Origin of the sequence: Pseudomonas sp. ENNP23 (assembly GCF_001728945.1) — a bacterium.
Lineage (GTDB): Bacteria > Pseudomonadota > Gammaproteobacteria > Pseudomonadales > Pseudomonadaceae > Metapseudomonas > Metapseudomonas otitidis.
In genome coordinates this window covers 105,298-123,451 of the sequence record NZ_LYSP01000010.1, presented here as the reverse complement: position 1 = coordinate 123,451, position 18,154 = coordinate 105,298, and the positions used below count along the sequence as shown (strand labels likewise).

The following is an 18,154-nucleotide window of genomic DNA, read 5'->3' as shown; positions in this document are numbered from 1 at the left end:
AGTTCTAGCGTGCTCGATAACATTCGCGACAGGTTGCCTGCTGGCGGCCTGCGACTCGATCCCCGCCTGGGCCTGGCCGGGCTGGCTGCCATAGCCGCCCTGCTGGCCGGGCTGGTGGTCTATTGGTTGTGGCGCGACAGCGTCGGCTTCCGGGCGTTGTACGGGGCCAATGAGGCCTTTCCGGCGGCCGAGGTGCTGCAGGTGCTCGACGGCGAGGGCGTGGACTACCGCCTGCATCCGCAAACCGGCCAGGTGCTGGTGCGCGAGGCCGACCTGGCGGCGACCCGCCTGCTGCTCTCGGCCAAGGGCGTGCGGGTGGCGGTGCCCCCCGGCTACGAACTGTTCGACCGGGAGGAGCCTCTGGGCAGCAGCCAGTTCGTCCAGGATGTGCGCCTGCGCCGCAGCCTGGAGGGCGAACTGGCCCGCACCATCGCCGCGCTCAAGGGCGTCGATCAGGTGCGTGTGCACCTGGCCCAGGAGCCCAATCATTCCTTCGTCATCAGTCGCCGCGAGCCTGCCAAGGCCTCGGTGATGCTGCGCATGGCCGCCGGCCAGCGCCTGGCGCCCGAGCAGGTGGCGGCCATCGTCAACCTGGTGGCGGCCAGCGTGCCGCAGTTGGCCCCGGAGGCGGTCAGCGTGGTGGACCAGAATGGCGTGCTGTTGTCGGGTCAGCTCATGGGCAACGGTGCCCTGCAGGACAGCCAGGTGGTGGAGAGCTACCGCCAGCAGGCGCTGGCCAACCTCGACGCGGTGCTGGCCCCGGTACTCGGCAGCGGGAACTTCCGGGTCAGCGTCAGTCCGGACTTCGACTTCAGCCAGAAGGAGGAGACCATCCAGACCTACGGTGATACGCCGCGCCTGCGCAACGAGGTGGTGCGCAGCGAGAACAGCCTCGACCAACTGGCCCTCGGTGTGCCGGGCTCTCTGAGCAACCGGCCGCCTCCGGCCAATCCGGCTCCTGCACCGGGTGCCGGGCAGGCAGCGGCACCGGGGGGCAACGCGCCCCAAGGGGACAACCCGGCCTCCACCAGCACCCGCAACGAAAGTACGCGCCAGAACGAGCTGGACCAGCACATCACCCATGTTCGCCATCCATCGTTCCGGCTGCGGCGGCAAAGCGTGGCGGTGGTGCTCAACGCTGCTGCCGCGCCGGACGGTGGCTGGAGCGATAAGGCTCGCCAGGATCTGGAAGCCACGCTGCGGGGGGCCGTGGGCTTCGATGCCGAGCGAGGTGACCAACTGATCCTCAGCGTCATGCCCTTCGTGGCCCTGGACGCGCCCGACGAGCCGGAGCTGGCCTGGTGGGAGAGCCCGCAACTCTACGAATACGCCCGCTTCGGCGTGGTCGTGGTGCTCGCTCTGCTGCTGCTGTTCATGGTGTTGCGTCCCGCTCTGGCCGGGCTGCGCCGACGCCAGGAGGCAGGGCTGCCAGCGTTGCCTCAGGGCACGCAGTCGGCCGATCAGGGGGTGTTGCCGGGCCGGGGTACGGGCTTGCGCGGCGAGGTGTTCGGCGAAGCCAACCCCTTGGCCGAGATCCGTCTGCCCGCCCCTGGCTCGGGGCTGGAAATGCAGGTCGAACACCTGCAGTTGTTGGCCCGGAACGATCCGGAACGGGTTTCTGAAGTCATCAAGCATTGGATAGGTCGTCATGAACGAGACAACGACTCCGCCTGAAGCAGGCTCGGCTCAGGCGGTCAGCAAGCGCGCTTCGCAGGGGCGCTCCATGAGTTCCCTGGAGCAGGCGGCGATCCTTCTGCTGAGCATGGGCGACGACATGTCGGCCAGCGTGCTGCGCCAGTTCGGCCGGGAGGAGATCGTTTCCCTCAGCCAGGCCATGGCGCGGCTCTCCAACGTCAAGCAACCCATGGTGTCGGAAGTGATCGGGCGCTTCTTCGACGACTACCGCGAGCAGAGCAGCATCAAGGGGGCTTCCCGTCACTACCTTGCCGGCATGCTCGGCGAGGCCCTGGGCGGTGACATCACCCGCAGCTTGCTGGACAGCATCTACGGCGAGGAGATCCGCGCCAAGATGGCCCGCCTGGAGTGGCTCGACCCGCGCCAGTTCGCCGCGCTCATCGCCAAGGAACATGCGCAGATGCAGGCGGTGTTCCTGGCATTCCTGCCGCCGTCCATGGCCACCGATGTGCTGGAGTCGATGCCGGCCGAGCGCCAGGACGACCTGCTGCTGCGCATCGCCAACCTCACCGAGATCAACGCTGATGTGATCGCCGAGCTGGAAGCACTGATCGAGCGCAGCCTGGCCGTGCTCGGCACCCAGGGTTCCCAGGTGCGCGGGGTCAAGCAGGCCGCCGACATCATGAACCGCTACAAGGGCGACCGCGGGCAGATGTTCGAGCTGCTGCGGGCCCGCAGCGAGTCACTGGTGACGCGCATCGAAGACGAGATGTACGACTTCTTCATCCTCTCCCGGCAGAGTTCGACGGTGTTGCAGACGCTGATCGAGAGCATTCCCCTGGAGGATTGGGTGGTGGCGCTCAAGGGTGCCGAGCCGGAGCTGGTCAAGGCGGTGCAGGGCGCCTTGCCCAAGCGCCAGGCCCAGCAGATGGAATCCATCAGCCGGCGACAGGGGCCTGTGCCGCTGAGCCGGGTGGAGCAGGTGCGCAAGGAAATCATGGGCGTGGTACGCGAGATGGCGGCTGCCGGTGAGTTGCAGATCCAGCTGTTCCGCGAAGAAACCGTGGAGTGAATGACCAATGAGCAGCCGAGTCATCAAGGGAGACAGTGGGGAGTGGCGAGCCTATCGCTTTCCCCCGCGCAGTCGTCTGGCCGGGGTTATCGGCGAAGAGCCGCTCGCTTCGAGCGGTCAGGCGGGGGTGTCCAGGGGATACCAGGGCGCTGTTGAGCGGGGCTACCAGGAAGGGCGGGAGCAGGGGCGGGCCGCTGGCCATGCCGAAGGCCTGGCCCAGGGCCTGGAAGAGGGACTGCAACAGGCCCAGGCGGACATCCGTGCCGCTGCCGAGCGGCGCTTCGAAGAAGCCAGTGCGCCTCTCGGGCGCCTGATCGAAGCGTTCCGCACGCTCAACCGCGACCTGGAGCGCCGGCGCCGGGAAGAGCTGCTGGAGCTGGTGCGCAAGGTGGCCCAGCAGGTGATCCGCTGCGAGCTGACCCTGAGCCCGATGCAGTTGTTGGGCCTGGCTGACGAAGCCCTGGCCGGGCTGCCAGGGGAGCCGGGCGACGTGGAACTGCGCTTGAACCCGGAGGAGTGCGAGCGCCTGCGCGACCTGGCGCCGGAGCGCGCCGCCGCCTGGCGACTGGTGCCGGACGAGGCGTTGGGGCCGGGTGAGTGCCGGTTGGTCACTGCCCAGGCCGAGGCCGACATCGGTTGCCAGCAGCGCCTGGACGCCTGCCTGCAGACGCTGTCGGAACACCTGATCAAGGAGAACTGAGGTGATGGGATTGGATGAACGATTCGACCTGGACCAGGCGTTGCGCTCCCTGGACAGCGTCCAGTTGGCTACCGTCAGCGGTCGTCTGGTGCGGGTCTCCGGCATGCTGCTGGAGAGCCTCGGCTGCCGCCGCATGACCGGCCAGCGCTGCCGCGTGGAGACCGCCGACGGGCGCGGCCTGGAGGCCCAGGTGGTGGGCTTCGACCGGGACATCACCTACCTGATGCCGTTCAAGAAGCCCGAGGGGCTGATGGCCGGTTCGCGGGTGTTTCCGGTGCGCGACACCCAGCGTGTGGGCATCGACGACAGTTGGCTGGGGCGGGTGGTCAATGGCCTCGGCGAGCCCATCGACGGGCGCGGCCGATTGGCCGGGCGCGACCCGCTGCCGCTGGGCCTGCCCAGCGTCAACCCGCTGCTGCGCCGGCCGGTGACCGAGCCACTGGATGTGGGTGTGCGCGCCATCAATGGCCTGCTGACTCTGGGCAAGGGGCAGCGGGTGGGGCTGTTCGCCGGCAGCGGAGTGGGCAAGAGCGTGCTGCTGGGCATGATCACCCGCCAGACCAAGGCCGAAGTGGTGGTGGTCGGGCTGATCGGCGAGCGCGGCCGGGAGGTGCAGGAGTTCATCCTCCACGCCCTGGGGCCTGAGGGCCTGCGGCGTGCGGTGGTGGTGGTGGCGCCGGCCAGCGAATCGCCGCTGATGCGCCTGAAGGCCACCGAGCTGTGCCACACGGTGGCGGGTTACTTCCGTGACCAGGGTCGTGACGTGTTGCTGCTGGTGGATTCGCTGACCCGCTACGCCATGGCCCAGCGCGAGATATCCCTGGCACTGGGCGAGCCGCCAGCCACCAAGGGCTACCCGCCGTCGGTGTTCGCCCTGCTGCCGGAGCTGGTGGAGAGCGCCGGCAACGGCGAACACGGCCGGGGCAGCCTGAGCGCCATCTACACCGTGCTGGCCGAGGGGGACGACCAGCAGGACCCGGTGGCGGACTGCGCCCGGGCGATCCTCGACGGACACATCGTGCTGTCGCGGCGGCTGGCGGACATGGGGCACTACCCGGCCATCGATGTCGCCGCGTCGGTCAGCCGCTGCATGGCCCAGGTCACCAGCAGCCGGCACCAGGGCGCGGCGCGGCAGTTCAAGGAGTTGCGGGCGGTGTACGAGCGCATCCGCGAGTTGATTCCCCTCGGTGGCTACACGCCAGGGCAGGACCCGCGCACCGACCGTGCGGTGCAACTGGCCGCCGGCCTGGAAGCCTACCTGCGGCAGGACACCCATGAGTCCGCGGAGCTTGAGGCGACCCTCGACAGCCTGCTGAAACTGCTGGGGGCCGCATGAAACAGCGCATCGAATCCCTTGATCGACTGGCCCTGCTGCGGGCCGGCAAGGTGCGCGAGGTGCAGGCGCGCCTTGCCCACCAGGTGGACCTCTACCGGCGTTGCCACGCCAATATCGAGGCCCTGGAGCAGCTCGCGGGGGCGCCCAGCAGTGGTGCGTCGCCCCTGGAGCGGGACAATGCCCAGCGCTACAAGCACACCCTGCACCGCGCCCTGGCCTGGCAGCGCCGTGAACTCGACACCTACGAGCAGGCCATGGTCCGTCTGCAGGGCGAGTTGCAGCAGGCGCGCTTCGACGAACTGCGCCTGGCCCACGTGCGTGACGACCAACTGGCCCAGTGGCACCAACTGCAGGCCCGTCAGGAGCAGCGCCAGCAAGACGCCATGGCCACGCAGTGCTGGTGGCGTGGCCAGCAGTGAGGGGCAGGGCCTGAGGGTGCCGCCACCTGGGATTTAAGTGGCGAGGCAGCCGGGTCGCCCAAAGCTAGGGAACCCGCTTGCCCTGGAGGCCCCATGGAAATCAATCGAACCCTGCCGCCTGCTCCCGTGACGCCTTTGGAGGCAGCCACCCGCCACGACGCCGAGCCCCAACCGTTGCCGGCCGGGGTGGCGAGGCTGCCTGGCCGCGAGTCTGCGATGCCGCTGGAGGCGTTGCAGGAGGCCCTGCGCGAACTGCCGGAGATCGATCTCGATCGCGTGCTGGCGCTTCGCGAGCTGTTGCGCGAGCAGGGGCTGGATACCCGTGCCGACACGCTGGCACGCAGCATCCTGGGCCATCACCGGGGGCCGGAGGGATGAGCGCCGCCAATCGCCAGCAGGTGCTGATCATGGTGGCTGCGGACCTGCTGGCCGATCACCGCGCCCTGCCGGTGTTGCTCGATCATCTGCAAGCGCTGAACGGCGCCCTGGCTCGCCATGACCAGGGCCAGGTGGACGCACTCAACGGTGCCATTCGCCAGGCTCTGGATGCCATGACCGAGCGGGCGCAGCGGCGCGAGCGGGTGCTGAGCGCCAATCGCCTGTCCCGGAAGCAGGACGGCATGCTGCGGCTGCTGGCCTGCTACCCCACGGAGCAGGCCCAGCGCCTGCGCATGGCCTGGAGTGAAATGAAGGACATGCTGCAGGCCTGCCGCCAGCTCAACGAACGCAACGGGCGCCTGCTGGCGGCGCAATGCGAACTGGTGGACCGCTGGCTGTCCGAGCCGCTCTACGCACCGGCCTGAGGTGCGGGTCGACGCTGGCGACGGCAGCGCTCGGAGCAGTAGCGCACCTCGTCCCAGCAGCGTGCCCATTTGCGCCGCCAGGCGAAGGGCAGGCCGCAGGCGGCGCAGGTCTTCTGCGGCAGGTGGGCCTTCTTCACAGCGCTTCCCCGGCGTCGAGCCGGGCCAGCAGGGCTTCGCCCCGGGTCCAGAGGGCGTCCTGCTTGGCCTCGTCCATGCGCTCCAGGCTGCGGTAGATCATGCCCAGGCGGTGGTTGCCGCGCAGGCGGTCGCGGTGGCGCATGAGGAAGTGCCAGTACAGGGCGTTGAACGGGCAGGCCCGCTCGCTGGTGCTCTCGCTGACCGTGTAGTGGCAGTTGCTGCAGTAGTCGGACATGCGCTTGATGTACTGGCCGCTGGCGCAATACGGCTTGGAGCCCAGGTAGCCGCCGTCGGCGTGCATGACCATGCCCAGGGTGTTGGGCAGTTCGACCCAGTCGAAGGCGTCCATGTAGACCGCCAGGTACCAGTCGCAGATGGCCGGCGGGGCGATCCCGGCCAGCAGGGCGAAGTTGCCGGTGACCATCAGCCGCTGGATGTGGTGGGCGTAGGCGTGCTCCAGGGTCTGGCCGATGGCCTGGTGCATGCAGTTCATGCGGGTGTCGGCGGTCCAGTAGAAGTCGGGCAGCGGGCGCTGGTTGCCGAAGGCGTTGCGCTGGGCGTAGTCGGGCATCTGCAGCCAGTAGATGCCGCGCACGTACTCGCGCCAGCCGATGAGCTGGCGGATGAAACCCTCGGCGGCGTTGAGTGGAACGTCGCCGCGCCGGTGGGCGCTGTCCACGTCATCGCAGAGGCGGCGAAGGTCCAGCAGGCCGATGTTCAGCGCGGCGCTGATGCGCGCGTGGAAGAGGAAGGGCTCGCCCTCGGCCATGGCGTCCTGGTAGTCGCCGAAGGCGGCCAGGCCCTGGTCGAGGAAGCACTGCCAGAGGCGCTCGGCCTCGGCGTGGGTAACCGGGTAGTCGAAGCCCTCCACCTGGCCGTAGTGGTCGCTGAAGCGCTGGCGCACCAGGTCGATCACTGCGGTGGTGGTGGCGTCCGGCGGGAAGCGCGCCGGCAGCGGAGCCTTGACGCCCTTGGGCAGGGCCTTGCGGTTCTCGGCGTCGAAGTTCCAGGCTCCGCCCAGCGGGGTGCTGCCGTCGGGCTCCATGAGCAGCCCGGTGCGCTTGCGCATCAGGCGGTAGAACAGCTCCATGCGCAGTTGCCTGCGGCCTTCGGCCCAGCCGGCGAAGGTGGCGCGGCTGCAGAGGAAGCGGTCGTCCTCGTGCCACACCTGGGGCAGGTCGACGGCGCGCAGGGCCTGCTCCAGGCGCCATTCGCCGCATTCGGTGAGGTGCACTTCCCGTGCTTGCAACTGCATGGCCCAGCGGCTGAGTTCGCCGGGCAGACTGCCGCTGTTGGCGGGGTCGTCGAGTTGCACGTAGTGCACGGTGAAGCCGCGTTGACGCAGGGCCTCGGCGAAGTGCCGCATGGCGCTGAGGATCAGCACGATCTTCTGCGGGTGGTGCGGCACGTAGCGGGTCTCTTCCTGCACTTCGGCCATCAGTACCGCATCCTGCGCGGGGTCGAGGGCGCGCAGGGCGGCGAGGTCGAAGCTCAACTGGTCGCCGAGGACCAGCGCCAGGCGGCGTACTGGCATGGCGTTACCAGGCCGACTGCAGGGAGATCGGCAGGCGCATCGGTTCCTGCGGGCCGCCGCCGAGGCCGCAGGCCTCGTCCTGCACCACCTGCTGCACGAGGTGGAAGGGCACCGGGGTGATGCCCTGGAGCACGTCGCGGGCCTGGGTCATGGAGCGCAGGTGGAGCACCTTGCCCTGGTCGTCGAGCACCGGCTCGCAGCGCTGCGGGGTGATGGCCTGGAGGACGTAGTTACCGCCTTCCAGGGCGATCAGTTCGAGGCTGTTGAGCTGCTGGGACTGAGCGAGGTTGAACAGCTGCTGCAGGTTCATGGCACGTTCCTCTCGTGGGGTGGTTCACCAGGGCAGGGGCTCGCCGGTGTAGGCGTAGAAGCCGCCGCTGGCCTCGGGGCCGGCGCGGTCGATGACCGCCAGCAGTTGCTCCGCGGCATCGGCTGGCGGGCGGCCCGTCTCCCCGCCCCGGAAGGGCTGCGAGAGGCGGGTGTTCACGGTGCCGGGATGCAGCGCCAGGACCACGCTGGCCGGCTGCCGGCGGGCGAGTTCGATGGCGGCTGTCTTCACCAGCATGTTCAGGGCGGCCTTGGAGGCGCGGTAGCTGTACCAGCCGCCGAGGCGGTTGTCGCCGATGCTGCCGACCTTGGCCGAGAGCAGCGCGAGGACGCTGCGGCGGCGGTCCAGCAGGCCGCTGAAATGACGCAGCACCAGGGCAGGGCCGAAGGTGTTGGCCTGGAAGGTGGCCAGCAACTGGGCGTGGTTCAGGTCGCTCAGTTTCTTCTCGGGCATGAACTGCTCGGTGTGCAGCAGCCCGGCGGCGTTGATGATCACCTGGAACGGCCCGAGGGCTTCCACGGTGCGGGCGGCGGCTTCGATGCTGGCCTCGTCGGCGAGATCCAGCCGGGGCGTGCCATTGCGGCCCAGGCCCAGGGCGAGGCCGCAGCGCGGGTCGGCGGTCAGGGCATCGAGCAGGGCGCTGCCGATGCCGCCGCTGGCGCCGATCACCAGGGCGCGGTAGCCGTTGGGGAAACTGGGCAGGGTCATGGCTGGTTCAGTCCCGCTTGCGGAAGAACAGGGTGACCTGGCCCAGCTCGACGCCGAACTTGGTCATGAAGGAGCGGTTGGCCAGGGTGCGGTCGTCCAGCAGGTACATCCAGTCGTCGAAGTTGACGTGGTAGGTGGTGCCGTCCACCGGCAGCTCCAGTACGTAGCGCCAGCGCAGGGCGTTGCCGGCGACTTCGCCCTCGGCCACGCCGACCACGTCCGGGGCGGTGCCGCGCCAGTGGTTGGGGCCATCGGGGCGCAGGGTCCAGACCCGCTGCTGGCGGGTGCCGTCGCTGTAGGTGAAGCGTTCGTCGAGGATTAGCCGGCCGGCTTCCTCGCGGCCCTGGATGTCGACGTGGAAACGCTTGATCACCTTGCCGGAGCGGTCCTGGAACATGCCCCAGGCGTCCACGCCGCCGACGAAGTAGCGGCGCAGGTCCAGGGTGGGGTTCTCGTCCTTGTAGTCGCCCACTTCCACCTGGCTGCAGGCGCTGAGCAGCAGGCAGAAGAGCAGGGCCAATCGCGATTTCATGGTGGGCTCCGTAAAAAGTTGTACATCAATGGAGTGAATGTACAAGAAAAGCTGTATTTGTCGAGTGTTTGTACAGGATTTTGGGGGGCACAGGACAGCCGGCTGCCCGAGGTGGGCAGCCGGTGGAAATCGAGGTGGATGAGCGGTGGGGTGAAGCGGTGGGTGCGGGGGGTCAGTCGAGGACGATGTGGGGCAGGAAGCGGCTGGTGTCCTTGGTGATCAGGCTGTCGTCCTCGCGGATGCCCATGCCCGAGGCGGTGTCGCCGATGACCCAGGAGCCGATCAGGGTGTAGCTGTCGCCGAACTTCGGCAGCGGGGCGAACTGCTGGAGGATATAGGGCGCGTCGGTGTAGGGGCCGTCTTCGGCGATGCGTTCGTCGCCTTCGGTGCGGATCTCGATGTTGGCGCCTTCGCGGGAGAAGAACGGCTTGCGCACCCAGCCCTTGGGCACCGGGGCGCGCGGGTCGGCGTCGAGGTGGCTGGGCAGCAGGTTGGGGTGGCCCTCGTTGAACTTCCACAGCAGCGGGAGGATGCCCTTGTTGCTGATGATGGATTTCCACGCGGGCTCGACGAACTGGGTGTCGCAGCGCGGCACGGCTTCGCCGAAGGGCTCGCGGAAGATGTGCTCCCAGGCGTGCAGCTTGAACAGCCGGGGAATCCAGTTGCCCTGCAGGTCGACGAAGCGGCCTTCGGCGGTGAGGCCGATGTCTTCGATGTCGATGTGCCGGGCGTCGATGCCCGCCAGCCCGGCCATGCGCCCGAGGAAGTCGGTGGTGCCCCGGTCCTCCACCGAGCCGGCAATGGCGGAGAAGTAGAAGGGGGTGTCCTTGGCGAAGGTGTCGAAGGCGCGGATCAGGTCTTCGGCCAGGGTGTTGAACTGATCGGCCTCGGCGGGCAGGACGCCGCGGCGGATCTGGTCCTCCAGCCAGAGCAGTTGCACCGAGGCGCACTCCAGCAGGGAGGTGGGGGTGTCGGCGTTGATCTCCAGCAGCTTGGCCGGGCCGCGCCCGTCGTAGCTGAAGTCCATGCGCCCGTAGAGGTGCGGGTGGCCTTCCTTCCAGGAGGTGCGGACCAGATCGAAGAACGCCGGCGGAATCGCCAGGCCGCTGAGCAGCTCTTCGCTCTCCACCACGCGCTCGACCACGTCCAGGCACATCTGGTGCAGCTCGCGGGTGGGCTGCTCGATGTCCTTTGTGACCTGTGCGCGGGTGAAGCGGTAGTAGCCGCTTTCGTCCCAGTAACGCTCGCCGTCGATGGTGTGGAAGGCAAAGCCTTCGCGCTCTACGCGCTCACGCCAGTCGGGGCGTTCTTCGATGCTGATCTTGTGCATGGCCTGTCCTTAGCCGCCGAAACCGCTGCTTTTGCCACCCCAGCCGCCACGTGCGTTGGCTTCGCTGCCGAAACCGCCACGGGAGATGGTGGAACCCACCGCCGAGCCGGTGCTGCCGGTCTTGCTGCTCAGGCTCTTGCCCAGGGTCTGCTGGGTGTAGGTGGAGGAGGGGCTGCTGCGCGCCTGGGTGGAGCGGCTGAAGGTCTTGCCCTGCTCGATCTGCCGGGACAGGGTCGAGGTGGCATAGCCACCCCGGCTGTCGCGGTACTGGTAGATCGGCTGGGAATAGTAGCGGTTGCCGCTGTTGCCCATCATGTGGCCGATCAGCAGGCCGGTGAGCAGGCCGTTGTCGCTGTGGCCGGTGCTCTGCACCACCTGTTGCTCGGCCTGCTCGTAGGCGGCACGGCTGACCTGGTTGGTCATGGACAGCTCGAAACCGGCCAGGCGCGGCATGAACTTGCCGTCCGAGGTGGGCTGGCAGTAGCCGGGCACGAAGTCGGCGTCGCAGGCGTCCTTGTTGTCGTAGGTGGGGGCGATGGAACGGTGGTCGGCCATGGCGGTCATGTAGGCATCGGAGCAGACGTCCACGGGGAACTTGTCGGCGACGCAGGCCTGCACGTTCTTGAAGGTCTTGGTGGCGGTGACCTGAACCGTGTCCTGGGGCTGGCTGCAGCCGGCGATGGCCAGCGGCAGGGTGCCGGCCAGGACCAACTGTACGGAGTTGCGCTTTCTCATCGGTGTGTCCTCGCGTCGCCGTCTCAGGTCGAGGGGGTCATGCAGGCGGAGTTGAGGAAGCCGATGCTGATGGCCACCGAGGCGGAGTAGATGGCAGCGGCGTGCTCGCCACGGGCGATGCGCCCCGGCAGGTCCTTGAGCACCAGGCTGGCGACGAAGAAGGCCAGCAGTTGGACGATGGCGGCGATCACCACCCAGACCACGAAGTCCAGCACGCTGACGCTGTAGGCGATGATGTTGCTGGCCGGCAGGGCGAAGCCCACCAGGGAGCCACCCAGGGCGACGGCGGCGGCGCTGTTGCCTTCGCGGATCAGGGCGAATTCCTTGTGCGGGGTGATGCGGGTGTAGATGAACTGGAACAGCGCGAACAGGGCGGCCGCCACCAGGATGTACACGGCGAAGCCGAGTACGGCAGGGGCGTTGAGGGACATGCGCAGGGCGTCGAGCATGTGGGTCTTCCTTGGTCAGAGAACGTTGATGTCGGTGATTTGCAGTGTCACGCCCACCGCAGTGGTGAGGCTGATGACGCCGTCTTCGTCTTCCTCCACCGAGAAGAGCAGGAACTCCCTCCGGTTGAGCAAGCCGATCTCGCGGGCGTAGAGCATGCTGTGGTGCTCGACGCCATAACTGGCTTCGGGGCTGACGACGAACTCGCGCAGGGGCACCAGCTCGGTCTGGCCGTCCTCGCTGCCCCATTGGCGGACGTATTCCTCGCCCTCCAGCTCGTACAGGGGCATGCCGATGCGGGCGTTGGGGCCGGCCAGGCGCATCAGCTCGTCACGGCTGTTGATGGCGGTCACCTGGTGGTAACCGAAGAGGATGATGGATTCGATGTCGCTGTCGTCCGGGCCATTCATCAGCACCTGGAGGAAGTAGTCCTCGTCGTCCAGGTAGAAGCGCTTGATGCGGGTGGACTGGCCCAGCTCCAGGGTGCCAACGGCCCAGACCTTTTCGTCGCCGGGGATCTCGACCCCGGTCTGGCCGTCCAGCAGGGCCTTCAGCGAAGGGTCCAGGCACAGCATGCGTCCGGCGGCCAGGCCCAGGGGCTGGCTGTCGCTGGCGTGGCGGGTGCCGGTGTTGCGGGGCAGGGGCGGCTCCAGGCCGAGCCAGCGCTTGAGGGTGCTCACAGGGCATCTCCTTGCAGGCGATCAGTGGCGATGTAGAAGATCTCGCCGCCGTCGATGATCAGTTCGTTGGCGGGGTTGATGGCGAACTGGGCGGCGCCCGGTGCGCGGTAGCCGATCAGCGTGGCGCCGTGCTCCTGGCGCAGGCGGATGTACAGCTCACCGCAGGTGGTGCGCAGGCTGGCCGGCAGCACGTGGCGGTACTGGGTGGCACCTTCGCCGACGCACAGCAGCTCGGTGACCACGGCGCTGGAGCCCGGGTCCTGGGAGGCGCGCACCAGCATCTCGATGGCCATGTTGGAGGTGCACTCCAGCTCCGGGGCGTAGCGGCGGGCGAGGGCGGCGCGCTCGGAGTCGTTGAAGTGCGCGACCACGTGGCCGCGGGTGCCGATGGCCTTGAGGGTGAGGACGATGGCCAGGGTCAGGCTGTCGGAGCGGGTGTGCACGAGGATGCGTTCGGCCCCTTCGACGCCGGCGCGGCGCAGCAGCGAGGGGGTGTCGAGGGAGTCGCCACGGACGAAGGAGGCGCGGCCGGGCAGCGGGTTCTCTTCGAGCAGGGCGTCGCAGATCACCAGGTTGTCGTCGCGGGTGGTCACGTCCTGGTAGAGCAGCTCGACGATGCGCTCGCTGGCTTCGCCTTCCCAGCCGATCAGCACGGTGTGGTCCTTGAGGGTCGAGTAGTCGCCCAGTCCCTTCATGTTCTTTCTCCAGAGTTCGCCGACGGTGGTGGATGCCTTGCCGATCACGGTGGTCAGCAGGGCGATGCCGCCGAGCATGATCCACAGGGTGGTGATCAGCTTGCCGGGCGCGGTCTTCGGCGAGAGGTCGCCGTAGCCCACGGTGGTGGCAGTGGTCAGGTAGAAGTAGGTGAAGTCGACGCCCTGGGTCAGGTGTTCTTCACCTGCCAGGGTCAGCAACAGGTAGGAAACGCAGTAGTGCCCGGCCAGCAGCATGCCGATGCCGGCCCAGCCGAAACGCTGGAAGAAGGCCGAGGTGTGGTACCGCAACAGCAGGATCAGGGACATGGCATCCGCTCCAACAATCTGTCCATTCGGGGCCGGGCGATCATCCCGGCGCGCCGTTTCAGTTTCCTTGCACGTCCAGCCGTTTCGAGTGCATCAGCCAGGCCACCAGCACACCGGCGAGGGCGCCGGCGATGTGGGACTCCACCGACACACCCGGTACCGGGATGAAGCCGAACACCAGGCCGCTGTAGCCACCCAGGGCCACCAGGGCCACCAGCAGGCTGGCGAAGCTGCGCTGGAACCAGGCCCGTGCCAGCAGGTAGGTCCAGAGGCCGAAGATCAGTCCGCTGGCGCCGACGTGCACGCTGGTTCGCCCGAACGCCCACACCAGAGCGCCGCCGAGCAGGGTCACCAGCAGCGCGACGCGCAGGTAGCGACCCAGGCCTTCGGTGCTGACCAGCCAGCTGAGAACGATGAAGGGAGCCAGGTTACACAACAGGTGACGGAAAGATCCGTGCAGGAACGGGGCGAAGATTACACCCTGCAGGCCATAAATGCTGCGGGGAATGATGCCATGGCGCACAAGACTATCGCCGGTGACGCTATTGACGATCTGGATGACGACCATGATGGCCGCCAGGGCGAGGATGACGCGGATGCGCTTGCCGGACTCCATGGTGGCGTCCCGAACTCCATGCGAAAGAGGAGCGGGGCGGGCGACTGCCCGCCCCGCAGGGGTGTTACTGGGCGCTGTCCGGGGACTGCTTGGCCTTCAGGCGGGCCAGCACGTCGGCGGCGCTGCCGCTCTGGGCGCCGATGCCGGCTTCCTGCAGGCGACGCTCCAGGTCGCCACCGTTGGCTGCGGTATGCATCTCGTCGGCGGCGGCCAGGCGGGCGTCCTGCTCGTCCTGACGCTGGCGCAGGCGGTTGAGGCTGTCCAGGGCGGACTCCACCTTGCCGTTGGCGCCACCGGTGGCTTCGGCGGTCGCGACGCGGGCGCGCTGCACCACTTCGCGGGCCTTGGCCATCTCGATCTGTTGCTTCAGGCTCTTCAGTTGGCCTTCGGCTTTGTTGACCTGGGCATGCAGCATGTCGGCCTGCTTGCCGAACTGCTCGGCCTGGTTCTTCTCCTGGTCACGCTGGGCTTCCAGTTCGGCGATCTTGTTGGCGCACTCCAGGGCCAGGCTTTCCTCGCCCTTGTTCAGCGCGGCGGTGGCCTTGCCTTCCCAGTTGGCGATGTCGTTGCCCAGGCTCTCCAGGCGCTGCTGGGACAGCTTCTGCTTGGCCTTGATGTCCACCAGGCCGTTGCGGGCCTGCAGCACGGCCTTGTCGGCGTCACGCATTTCCTGCTCGAGGATGCGGATGGCGTTGGCATCGACGATGGCTTCGCCGACTTCCGAGGCACCGCCACGTACGGCGGTGATGATTTTTTTCCAGATGCTCATGGGGCTTCTCCTACAGGGGAATTCGGTCAGGCCTTGAAGTGGTCTTCGAAGGCTTCGACGGCGCGGATCACGTTCTCGGCCAGGGTGAAGACCTCCTGCACGATGACGGTCAGCGACGAGGCGGCGCTGAGGGCACCGAACATGGAGTACACCTCCTGTCCGTCGATCACTTCGACCCCGACCGAGGACAGCGGGAACAGGTCGCGGGTACGCAGTACCAGGGCGTTGAAATAGTGCGGGTCCTTAACGTCGCTGACCGGCACCAGGGTGGCGTCGACCATGATGTGGTCGCCTTGTACCGCCAGGTAGATCGGCAGGTCGCCGTATTCGGTCATGGTCAGCTTCAGGCCGGCCTGCTCGCCTTCGGCGACGCTCAGCAGGATTTCACCCGCGGTCACCAGTTCCAGTTCGGCCAGGGCGCTGTGAAGCGAGCTGAGGGTCCAGTTGCTGTTCTCGGTCATGTAGTCCTCCAGTTTGACTCGGTCACCCAAAAAGGGCTGCCGTAACGCTCTCTCGATGCCTTTGAGGGCGTTCACGTTTTCGGGAAGGATCCAGAATTCGCGCTTCACCAAACCCGCATCGCGAAGTCGGTTCCTCATATCGCGGACGTAGTCGGCAGAAGTCTTGCCCTTGGGCGAAGTAGCCTTCCGTACGCTGGTGTCCGTGGTCTTCTTGCGAGGCATTTCGTTCCTCCTCAAGTGCAACGGAGCGAACATTACGCCGGTCCGAACGGTTGTGCAATTCCTTACATGAAAGATTTTATGAATCTTTCATGTAAGTATTTTTTGCGACTTTTCCGGCCATGCGCAAACGCCCGGCACAGGGCCGGGCGCGTGGCATTAGGGAGGGGAGGGCGTCAGCGGGTGCGGATCTCGCCGCTGGCGAGGCTGTGGGCGTCGTTGCCCATGGCGTCCTTGAGGTCCAGGTCCGCGCCCTTGCGGCGCAGGGCCTCCAGCAGCTCGGTGCGCTGGAACAGGGCGGCGTACATGGCGGCAGTCTGCCCGGCGGCGTTGCGCTGGTCGGTGGGGCAGTCGGCCTGCATCAGACGCCGGGCGATGCCCAGTTCGGCCTTGAAGATGGCGCCCATCAGGGCAGTGTTGCCGCGCTGGTCCTGCAGGCAGGGGTTGGCGCCGGCGGCCAGCAGGGTGTCCACGGCCTCGGTGTGGCCGTGGTAGGCGGCGAGGATCAGGGCGCTGTAGCCCTTGGCGTCCTGGGTGTCGAGGTCGTAGCCGGCCTCGATGAAGGTGGTGAGCATGTCGGTGCGGCCGTTGCGCGCGGCCTCGAAGAAGTAGTCGGCCAATTGGGCCTTGATGGCGGCCTCGTCCGGTTGCGCGGCGACCGCCAGGCTGCTGGCCAGCAGCAGGGTGCAGAGTAGGGTTTTCATCGGGCTATGTCCCAGTACCGTGTTGGGAAGGCAAGTTGGTTATCGAGTTCTGCTGATGTCTCCTGTTTCGCCTTGCCAGGCGAGTTTCTTTTTTCAATCGCCAAAAAAGAAACCAAAAAGGCTCGCCCCTGCATCCGGGTCCCGCTTCGCGGGACTCCCCTCGCTCCATCGTTGCTTCGGGGGGCGGCGCGATGGGCCATCCATGGCCTGGCGCGCCTCTCGCGGCATCCATGCCGCTCGCTCCCCTGCACAACGACTGCACTCGGCCTCCTGAAGGGGCAGCTTCCCTGCCTCAGCTTCACGACCAGGCGTGAGCCCGGTGTGCGCTCAAGGCCTGCCCGCTCTTCCATCAAAGGAAGAGGTTGGCTGAACGACCTTGGAGCGTTGCAATACAAGGAAGAAGTACGGCAGTTCATCGCGGACTCCAGGGGCCGGCCCGCATGAAGCGGGCCGGCGGTTGGGTCAGTCGGAGAGTTTCGCGGCCAGGGCTTTCACCTTGGCCAGGTCGCCACCGGCCACCTGGGTGACGCGGGTGCCGTAGTCAGCATCGGCCTTGTAGAGGAAGGACAGCATGATGTGCTTGCTCTCGCTGTCGGTGCCGGCCAGGGACTGGCCGAAGCTGTTCACCAGGTCCTGCTTCTCCTTGCGGCTGTAGGAGCGGTACAGGTCACCGGCCTGCTTGAAGTTCTGCTCGCGCTGGATGCGGCGCTGCTGGGTGGTGCCTTGCAGCGGGGTTTCCACGTAGCGGGCGGCAGTCGTCTCTTCACGCGGCTCCAGGCGGCTCGGCTGGTAGTTCACGCCGCTCAGGCTGTGGCCGGCGTTCATCGCGCCGTCCTGGTTGCCGTTGTTGACTGGGACCTTCGGGCGGTTGACCGGCAGCGACAGGCCGTTGGCGCCGACGCGGTAGAGCTGGGTGTCGGCGTATGCGAACACGCGGCCCTGCAGCAGGCGGTCTTCGGAGGGCTCGATGCCGGGCACCAGGTTGGACGGTGCCATGGCCACCTGCTCGGTCTCCTGGAAGAAGTTGTCGACGTTGCGGTTCAGCACCATCTGGCCGACCTTGCGCTCCGGCACGTCAGGCCAGACCTTGGTGGCGTCCAGCGGGTCGAACTCGAAGCGCGCCAGGTCCTCGGGCTTGAGCACCTGCACGTAGAGGTCCCACTTCGGGTAGTCGCCCTTGGCGATGGCGTTCACCAGGTCGTTGGTCATGTGGCTGTAGTCCTTGCCCTGGACGGCTTCCACTTCCTTCGGGTCGAGGTTGCGGATGCCCTGCAGGCTCTTCCAGTGGAACTTCACGTAGCTGACCTCGCCCTTGGCGTTGACCAGCTTGTAGGCGTGCACGCCGTTGCCGTCCATGAAGCGGTAGCCGGCCGGGGTGCCCTCGTTGGAGTAGAGCAGGGTCAGGGTGCGGATGGCCTCGGGGTGGTGGGAGAAGAAGTCGAAGCGGCGCGAGTCATCGTCCAGGTTGGTGCGCGGGTCCGGCTTGAAGGCGTGGACCATGTCCGGGAACTTGATGGCGTCGCGGATGAAGAAGGTGGGGAAGTTGTTGCCCACCAGGTCCCAGTTGCCGTCGGCGGTGTAGAACTTGGTGGCGAAGCCGCGCGGGTCACGCAGGGTTTCCGGCGAGTGGTTGCCATGTACCACCGAGGAGAAGCGCACGAACACCGGGGTGCGCTCGCCGTTGCGGAACAGCTTGGCGACGGTCAGGTCGGCGAGGTCCGCCGTGGCGGTGAACTCACCGTGGGCGCCGGTGCCACGGGCATGCACCACGCGCTCGGGGATGCGTTCGCGGTCGAAGCGCTGCAGTTTCTGGATCAGTTGCACGTCCTGCAGCAGCACGGAGCCGTTGGGGCCGGCTGTCTGAGAATTCTGGTTGTCACCCACGGGGGCGCCGTTGTCGCGGGTCAGCGGGGCGCCCACGGCCATGGAAAGATTGAACAGGCATGCCGCCGCCAGCAGGCCGGGG

At 67.4% G+C, this 18,154-nt stretch carries 22 protein-coding genes; 7 read left to right on the top strand and 15 right to left on the bottom strand.

The features are described from left to right. The first annotated feature begins 9 nt into the window (after positions 1 to 9). From fliF to flgN, 7 genes are all read left to right on the top strand, one after another. Positions 10 to 1,674 (top strand): flagellar basal-body MS-ring/collar protein FliF, encoded by a 1,665-nt coding sequence (gene fliF, locus A9G05_RS08405; RefSeq protein WP_069560536.1) that lies wholly within the window; start codon positions 10 to 12, stop codon positions 1,672 to 1,674. After that, positions 1,649 to 2,707: a FliG C-terminal domain-containing protein gene (locus tag A9G05_RS08400; RefSeq protein WP_069560535.1), complete on the top strand. Its 1,059-nt coding sequence runs from the start codon at positions 1,649 to 1,651 to the stop codon at positions 2,705 to 2,707. The genes fliF and A9G05_RS08400 overlap by 26 nt, the downstream gene beginning before the upstream one ends. A gap of 7 nt (positions 2,708 to 2,714) precedes the next feature. Next, positions 2,715 to 3,407 carry a flagellar assembly protein FliH gene (fliH, locus tag A9G05_RS08395; RefSeq protein ID WP_069560534.1) on the top strand — a complete coding sequence of 231 codons (693 nt, stop codon included), beginning with the start codon at positions 2,715 to 2,717 and terminating at the stop codon, positions 3,405 to 3,407. A 4-nt stretch (positions 3,408 to 3,411) separates the two neighbouring features. Next, a complete protein-coding gene (gene fliI / locus A9G05_RS08390) occupies positions 3,412 to 4,743 on the top strand; it encodes a flagellar protein export ATPase FliI (RefSeq protein WP_069560548.1) in 1,332 nt (443 codons plus the stop codon). Beyond that, positions 4,740 to 5,162 carry a flagellar FliJ family protein gene (locus tag A9G05_RS08385; protein ID WP_069560533.1) on the top strand — a complete coding sequence of 141 codons (423 nt, stop codon included), beginning with the start codon at positions 4,740 to 4,742 and terminating at the stop codon, positions 5,160 to 5,162. The genes fliI and A9G05_RS08385 overlap by 4 nt, the downstream gene beginning before the upstream one ends. Positions 5,163 to 5,255: 93 nt before the next feature. After that, the gene (locus tag A9G05_RS08380) at positions 5,256 to 5,540 is read left to right on the top strand and encodes a hypothetical protein (protein ID WP_069560532.1); all 285 of its coding nucleotides are present in this window, start codon (positions 5,256 to 5,258) and stop codon (positions 5,538 to 5,540) included. Further along, positions 5,537 to 5,965, top strand: a complete 429-nt coding sequence (gene flgN, locus A9G05_RS08375) for a flagellar export chaperone FlgN (protein ID WP_069560531.1) — start codon at positions 5,537 to 5,539, stop codon at positions 5,963 to 5,965. The genes A9G05_RS08380 and flgN overlap by 4 nt, the downstream gene beginning before the upstream one ends. Here flgN and A9G05_RS08370 read toward each other — a convergent pair. From A9G05_RS08370 to katB, 15 genes are all read right to left on the bottom strand, one after another. Beyond that, on the bottom strand, positions 5,950 to 6,102 hold the full coding sequence (locus tag A9G05_RS08370) for a DUF2256 domain-containing protein (protein WP_069560530.1): 153 nt from the start codon (positions 6,100 to 6,102) through the stop codon (positions 5,950 to 5,952). The genes flgN and A9G05_RS08370 overlap by 16 nt on opposite strands. Next, on the bottom strand, positions 6,099 to 7,637 hold the full coding sequence (locus A9G05_RS08365) for a cryptochrome/photolyase family protein (RefSeq protein ID WP_069560529.1): 1,539 nt from the start codon (positions 7,635 to 7,637) through the stop codon (positions 6,099 to 6,101). The genes A9G05_RS08370 and A9G05_RS08365 overlap by 4 nt, the downstream gene beginning before the upstream one ends. Before the next feature lie 4 nt (positions 7,638 to 7,641). Next, positions 7,642 to 7,947 carry a DUF6482 family protein gene (locus tag A9G05_RS08360; protein ID WP_069560528.1) on the bottom strand — a complete coding sequence of 102 codons (306 nt, stop codon included), beginning with the start codon at positions 7,945 to 7,947 and terminating at the stop codon, positions 7,642 to 7,644. Positions 7,948 to 7,971: 24 nt separating this feature from the next. Further along, positions 7,972 to 8,673 (bottom strand): SDR family NAD(P)-dependent oxidoreductase, encoded by a 702-nt coding sequence (locus A9G05_RS08355; RefSeq protein WP_069560527.1) that lies wholly within the window; start codon positions 8,671 to 8,673, stop codon positions 7,972 to 7,974. Positions 8,674 to 8,680: 7 nt separating this feature from the next. Beyond that, positions 8,681 to 9,205 (bottom strand): DUF3833 domain-containing protein, encoded by a 525-nt coding sequence (locus A9G05_RS08350; protein ID WP_069560526.1) that lies wholly within the window; start codon positions 9,203 to 9,205, stop codon positions 8,681 to 8,683. Positions 9,206 to 9,377: 172 nt separating this feature from the next. Then, entirely contained in the window at positions 9,378 to 10,535 is a 1,158-nt protein-coding gene (locus A9G05_RS08345; RefSeq protein WP_069560525.1) for a glutathionylspermidine synthase family protein, read from the bottom strand. Positions 10,536 to 10,544: 9 nt separating this feature from the next. Then, positions 10,545 to 11,270, bottom strand: coding sequence for a DUF1190 domain-containing protein (locus A9G05_RS08340; protein ID WP_069560524.1), 726 nt, complete (start codon positions 11,268 to 11,270; stop codon positions 10,545 to 10,547). 23 nt (positions 11,271 to 11,293) lie between these two features. Next, on the bottom strand, positions 11,294 to 11,719 hold the full coding sequence (locus tag A9G05_RS08335) for a DUF350 domain-containing protein (protein ID WP_069560523.1): 426 nt from the start codon (positions 11,717 to 11,719) through the stop codon (positions 11,294 to 11,296). A gap of 15 nt (positions 11,720 to 11,734) precedes the next feature. Next, a complete protein-coding gene (locus tag A9G05_RS08330) occupies positions 11,735 to 12,397 on the bottom strand; it encodes a DUF2491 family protein (RefSeq protein WP_069560522.1) in 663 nt (220 codons plus the stop codon). Beyond that, positions 12,394 to 13,419 (bottom strand): ion channel, encoded by a 1,026-nt coding sequence (locus A9G05_RS08325; protein WP_069560521.1) that lies wholly within the window; start codon positions 13,417 to 13,419, stop codon positions 12,394 to 12,396. The genes A9G05_RS08330 and A9G05_RS08325 overlap by 4 nt, the downstream gene beginning before the upstream one ends. 58 nt (positions 13,420 to 13,477) lie before the next feature. Beyond that, positions 13,478 to 14,035 (bottom strand): rhomboid family intramembrane serine protease, encoded by a 558-nt coding sequence (locus tag A9G05_RS08320; RefSeq protein WP_069560520.1) that lies wholly within the window; start codon positions 14,033 to 14,035, stop codon positions 13,478 to 13,480. 64 nt (positions 14,036 to 14,099) lie between these two features. Then, a complete protein-coding gene (locus A9G05_RS08315) occupies positions 14,100 to 14,804 on the bottom strand; it encodes a PspA/IM30 family protein (protein ID WP_069560519.1) in 705 nt (234 codons plus the stop codon). Between the two features lie 26 nt (positions 14,805 to 14,830). Next, on the bottom strand, positions 14,831 to 15,487 hold the full coding sequence (locus tag A9G05_RS08310; RefSeq protein ID WP_069560518.1) for a YjfI family protein: 657 nt from the start codon (positions 15,485 to 15,487) through the stop codon (positions 14,831 to 14,833). A 173-nt stretch (positions 15,488 to 15,660) separates the two neighbouring features. After that, entirely contained in the window at positions 15,661 to 16,188 is a 528-nt protein-coding gene (locus A9G05_RS08305) for an ankyrin repeat domain-containing protein (protein WP_069560517.1), read from the bottom strand. A 462-nt stretch (positions 16,189 to 16,650) separates the two neighbouring features. Next, positions 16,651 to 18,114, bottom strand: a complete 1,464-nt coding sequence (gene katB, locus A9G05_RS08300) for a catalase KatB (protein ID WP_371850555.1) — start codon at positions 18,112 to 18,114, stop codon at positions 16,651 to 16,653. Positions 18,115 to 18,154 lie beyond the last annotated feature (40 nt).

Bases quoted from the DNA above. Each gene is read 5' to 3' on its own strand.
- katB (WP_371850555.1), bottom strand. From the start codon at position 18,114: ATGGCCGTGGGCGCCCCGCTGACCCGCGACAACGGCGCCCCCGTGGGT.
- A9G05_RS08315 (WP_069560519.1), bottom strand. From the start codon at position 14,804: ATGAGCATCTGGAAAAAAATCATCACCGCCGTACGTGGCGGTGCCTCG.
- A9G05_RS08320 (WP_069560520.1), bottom strand. From the start codon at position 14,035: ATGGAGTCCGGCAAGCGCATCCGCGTCATCCTCGCCCTGGCGGCCATC.
- A9G05_RS08380 (WP_069560532.1), top strand. From the start codon at position 5,256: ATGGAAATCAATCGAACCCTGCCGCCTGCTCCCGTGACGCCTTTGGAG.
- A9G05_RS08400 (WP_069560535.1), top strand. From the start codon at position 1,649: ATGAACGAGACAACGACTCCGCCTGAAGCAGGCTCGGCTCAGGCGGTC.
- A9G05_RS08385 (WP_069560533.1), top strand. From the start codon at position 4,740: ATGAAACAGCGCATCGAATCCCTTGATCGACTGGCCCTGCTGCGGGCC.
- A9G05_RS08335 (WP_069560523.1), bottom strand. From the start codon at position 11,719: ATGCTCGACGCCCTGCGCATGTCCCTCAACGCCCCTGCCGTACTCGGC.
- A9G05_RS08345 (WP_069560525.1), bottom strand. From the start codon at position 10,535: ATGCACAAGATCAGCATCGAAGAACGCCCCGACTGGCGTGAGCGCGTA.
- flgN (WP_069560531.1), top strand. From the start codon at position 5,537: ATGAGCGCCGCCAATCGCCAGCAGGTGCTGATCATGGTGGCTGCGGAC.
- fliI (WP_069560548.1), top strand. From the start codon at position 3,412: ATGGGATTGGATGAACGATTCGACCTGGACCAGGCGTTGCGCTCCCTG.
- A9G05_RS08305 (WP_069560517.1), bottom strand. From the start codon at position 16,188: ATGAAAACCCTACTCTGCACCCTGCTGCTGGCCAGCAGCCTGGCGGTC.
- A9G05_RS08360 (WP_069560528.1), bottom strand. From the start codon at position 7,947: ATGAACCTGCAGCAGCTGTTCAACCTCGCTCAGTCCCAGCAGCTCAAC.
- A9G05_RS08355 (WP_069560527.1), bottom strand. From the start codon at position 8,673: ATGACCCTGCCCAGTTTCCCCAACGGCTACCGCGCCCTGGTGATCGGC.
- A9G05_RS08340 (WP_069560524.1), bottom strand. From the start codon at position 11,270: ATGAGAAAGCGCAACTCCGTACAGTTGGTCCTGGCCGGCACCCTGCCG.
- A9G05_RS08350 (WP_069560526.1), bottom strand. From the start codon at position 9,205: ATGAAATCGCGATTGGCCCTGCTCTTCTGCCTGCTGCTCAGCGCCTGC.
- A9G05_RS08310 (WP_069560518.1), bottom strand. From the start codon at position 15,487: ATGCCTCGCAAGAAGACCACGGACACCAGCGTACGGAAGGCTACTTCG.
- fliH (WP_069560534.1), top strand. From the start codon at position 2,715: ATGAGCAGCCGAGTCATCAAGGGAGACAGTGGGGAGTGGCGAGCCTAT.
- A9G05_RS08325 (WP_069560521.1), bottom strand. From the start codon at position 13,419: ATGTCCCTGATCCTGCTGTTGCGGTACCACACCTCGGCCTTCTTCCAG.
- A9G05_RS08365 (WP_069560529.1), bottom strand. From the start codon at position 7,637: ATGCCAGTACGCCGCCTGGCGCTGGTCCTCGGCGACCAGTTGAGCTTC.